We start from the raw sequence: 3005 nt of genomic DNA on the forward strand, positions 1-3005 counted from the left end.
CGCCGCCCGCGCGGGGGGGGGGGGGGGCCCCCCCGCCCGCCCCGGCGGGGGGGTGCCGCGGGGGGGGCGGGGGCCGGCCGCGGGCCCCCGGGGGGGGAGCCGGGCCCCGGCTCACATCTCAAGCCCCTGTTCGAACATCACCTGACGGACCTCCACGCCGGTGTGGCGGGCGTCCGGGATCAGCCCGGCGAGCTCGATCGCGCGCTCCCTGGTCTCGACGTCGACCAGGTAGAAGCCGCAGACGAACTCCTTGGTGTCCAGGTACGGGCCGTCGCTGTGCGCCGGGCCGCCGCCGCGGACCCGTACGGTGGTGCTCCGCTCCGGCAGCGCCAGCGACTGCGTGGTGACCAGCTCGCCGGACTCCTTGATGAGCTTCATGAAGTCGCCGTGGCCGGCGTAGACGGCCTGCTGCTCGTCGACGGACAGGCCCTCCCAGAGCACCGGGTCCATGTGCATCACGAGCAGGTACTTCATGATTCTCACTCCTTGGGCCACGGCCCCCGGCCTTCTCCAGGGGTCCTCACAGGGGACGTCGGAGCCGACGGCCCGTTTTCGACACGAAAGCGCGCGGCCGGCCGTGGCGATCCACGGCCGGCCGCGCGGGGAGGAACGTCAGCGCACCAGTTGGGCGGCCCGGGGGCCGGTCCGCTCCAGCCACCAGTGGGCGACCAGCAGATTGACCACCCAGCCCGCCCAGTTGGCCACCTCCAGGAGTACCGGGAGGTCGAGCTTGAAGCCGGGGATGTACCCCATCAGCTCCACCACCACCCGGCCCCAACTCGTGCCGAGGGCCATCGCGAAGCTGTAGACCATCCAGCGCCGGTGGTCGACGAACCGGCGCTGCAGCGCGGCCCGCAGCCCGAGCACGGTGGTGAGCAGCCACAGCCCGCCCATCATGGCCAGGCCGATCCTGCCGCTCGGGGCGGTGGAGTAGGGCAGCAGCACCAGGGCCAGCAGGCCGCCGGGCAGGGCCCCGGCGAAGATGTACACCCGGCCGCTGATCCGGTGCACCGTCGGGTGGTTGCGGCGTATCCAGGGCAGGACCTGGAGGAAGACCGTCACCATCGAGATGTTGCCGAAGACGACGTGCCCCACCAGGACGGCGTAGTGCGCCGGGAAGGACGGGTCCAGGGGGATCCTGGCCTGGCCCGGGCCGCCGGTCAGGTACCGGGGGAAGGCGTACACCAGATTGAAGACCACGAGGACGGCCAGGGCCGTCACCCATGGGCTCTGCCACCAGCTCGGTGCGGTCGCGCCCGCTCCGGTGCCGGGTCTCGTGCGTTCCGGTCCGGCGGCCAGGGCCCCGGACGGCTTCGTGTTCCGTGTCACCGCTGATCCTCGACTTCCGTTGGGTCCGGGTGGTTCAGTGGTGGTACTCGCCGGCGTTGGCGTCCAGGCAGTGGCCGGTGACGGCGCGGGAGAGCGGGGACATCAGGAACAGCACGGCGTCGGCGATCTCGTCGGGCTCGGGGAGCCGGCCGAGGTCGAGGGTGGCCGCGATCTCGTCGTAGATGTCCTGCACGGTGACGCCGCGCTGCGCGGCCCAGTGGCCGAAGCCCTCGCGCAGGGCGTCCGCCCAGATGTAGCCGGGGGCGACGGTGTTCACCCGGATGCCCTGCGGGCCGAGCTCGGTGGCCAGGCTCTGGGCCAGCGACAGCAGGGCGGCCTTGCTCATCTTGTAGGCGCCGAACAGCCGCTTGGAGTGCCGGATCACCGCGGAGTTGATCATGACGACCGAGCCCCGGTTCTCGGCCAGGGCGGGGGCGAACAGCCGGGTGAGCCGCAGCGCGGCGTAGACGTTGGTCTCGAACCCGGCGCGCACGTCCGCGAATTCGACCTCGCCGAGGTCGACCAGCGGGGGCACCGCGAAGGCGTTGTTGACCAGGGCGTCGATCCGGCCGAAGGCCTCCGTCGCGGTCTTGACCAGGGCGGCGGCCGACTCGTCGTCGGTGATGTCGGTCGGTACGGCCAGTGCCCGGCGTCCGGTGCGCTCGACCTCCGCGGCGATCTCGGCGAGCCGGGAGGCGGTCCGGGCGGCGAGCACCACGTCCGCCCCCGACTGCGCGGCGCGCAGGGCGATGGCCCGGCCCAGACCGGGGCCGACCCCCGAGACCACGACGACCTTGTTCTCAAGCATCCTGATCCTCCAGCAAGTCCGGCTGTGCGTCGGTTGGTTCGATCGACAGTGCGTGGCGGAACACGTTCCGGGGGTCGTACGCCCGCTTGACCCGCTGCAGGCGCGGGTAGTTGCCGCCGTAGTAGAGCGCCGACCAGGGCACCCCCGAGGTGTTGAGGGCGGGGTCGGCCAGGTCGCGGTCGGGGTAGCCGATGTAGGCGCCGTCGGTGAACCCGTCGGGGACGGGGACCCCGCCGGTCCCGGCGTGGACCTCGCGGTAGAACTCCCGGACCCAGGCGATGCAGGCCTCGTCCTGGTCCGCGGACAGCCAGAAGCCGCCGCTGTAGAGGACCTTGAGGATCGAGTCCCGCTGGGCCGTGGCGGTGGCGTCGGGGGCGACGGTGTTGACCCTGCCGCCGAAGCCGGCGACCACCAGGCACGACATCGGGTTGATGTGCTCCGGATCGCTCAGGTAGCGCCAGACCACCCCGAGCTGGTGGTCGGTGAAACCCTTGCGCAGGTAGGCGGCCTTGTCCTTGTAGCGCCCCTTGGGGTCGTTCGGGAAGCTGTACGAGGGCAGCCAGGAGCTCAGCCAGGGCACGACCTCGGTGACGTGCACCGACGGTTCCACCCCGACCCCGGCGCTGACCGCGTCGAAGTGCTCGGCCAGCACCTTCTCGGCGTCCGGCCCCTCGTGGTCGATCACCACGACCATCCCGAAGGCCCCGGAGTTCCGGTGGGTGACGATCAGGTTGCTCCACAGGCCGGCCGCCGGCGCGTCGGCGTCGTCGTGCTCCTCGTACCAGGTGCAGTCGAGCGAGCCCATCCGGTTGTCGCCGAGCAGGAACAGCCGGCCCTGCGGCACGGTCACGCTGAACGAAGCGCCCTG

The 3005-nt window shown here is 71.9% G+C and carries 4 protein-coding genes; all 4 read right to left on the reverse strand.

Translation table 11 applies throughout. The features are described 5' to 3' along the window. Nucleotides 1-111 precede the first annotated feature (111 nt). Nucleotides 112-474: a YciI family protein gene (locus ACIQOV_RS35080; protein ID WP_401054893.1), complete on the reverse strand. Its 363-nt coding sequence runs from the start codon at nt 472-474 to the stop codon at nt 112-114. 138 nt (nt 475-612) lie between these two features. Further along, the gene (locus ACIQOV_RS35085; protein WP_401054894.1) at nt 613-1329 is read right to left on the reverse strand and encodes a DUF2306 domain-containing protein; all 717 of its coding nucleotides are present in this window, start codon (nt 1327-1329) and stop codon (nt 613-615) included. 34 nt (nt 1330-1363) lie between these two features. Further along, on the reverse strand, nt 1364-2137 hold the full coding sequence (locus tag ACIQOV_RS35090) for an SDR family oxidoreductase (RefSeq protein WP_359915586.1): 774 nt from the start codon (nt 2135-2137) through the stop codon (nt 1364-1366). Continuing rightward, a partial coding sequence (locus ACIQOV_RS35095) for a BBE domain-containing protein (RefSeq protein ID WP_401054895.1) occupies nt 2130-3005 on the reverse strand: 876 nt, incomplete at its 5' end. The genes ACIQOV_RS35090 and ACIQOV_RS35095, both read right to left, overlap by 8 nt.

This window comes from Kitasatospora sp. NPDC091257 (assembly GCF_044757675.1).
In the GTDB taxonomy this organism is placed as follows: Bacteria; Actinomycetota; Actinomycetes; order Streptomycetales; family Streptomycetaceae; genus Kitasatospora; species Kitasatospora lactacystinica.

Excerpts from the sequence above, each read along its gene's own strand:
- ACIQOV_RS35080 (WP_401054893.1), bottom strand. The coding sequence starts at position 474 with ATGAAGTACCTGCTCGTGATGCACATGGACCCGGTGCTCTGGGAGGGC.
- ACIQOV_RS35090 (WP_359915586.1), bottom strand. The coding sequence starts at position 2,137 with ATGCTTGAGAACAAGGTCGTCGTGGTCTCGGGGGTCGGCCCCGGTCTG.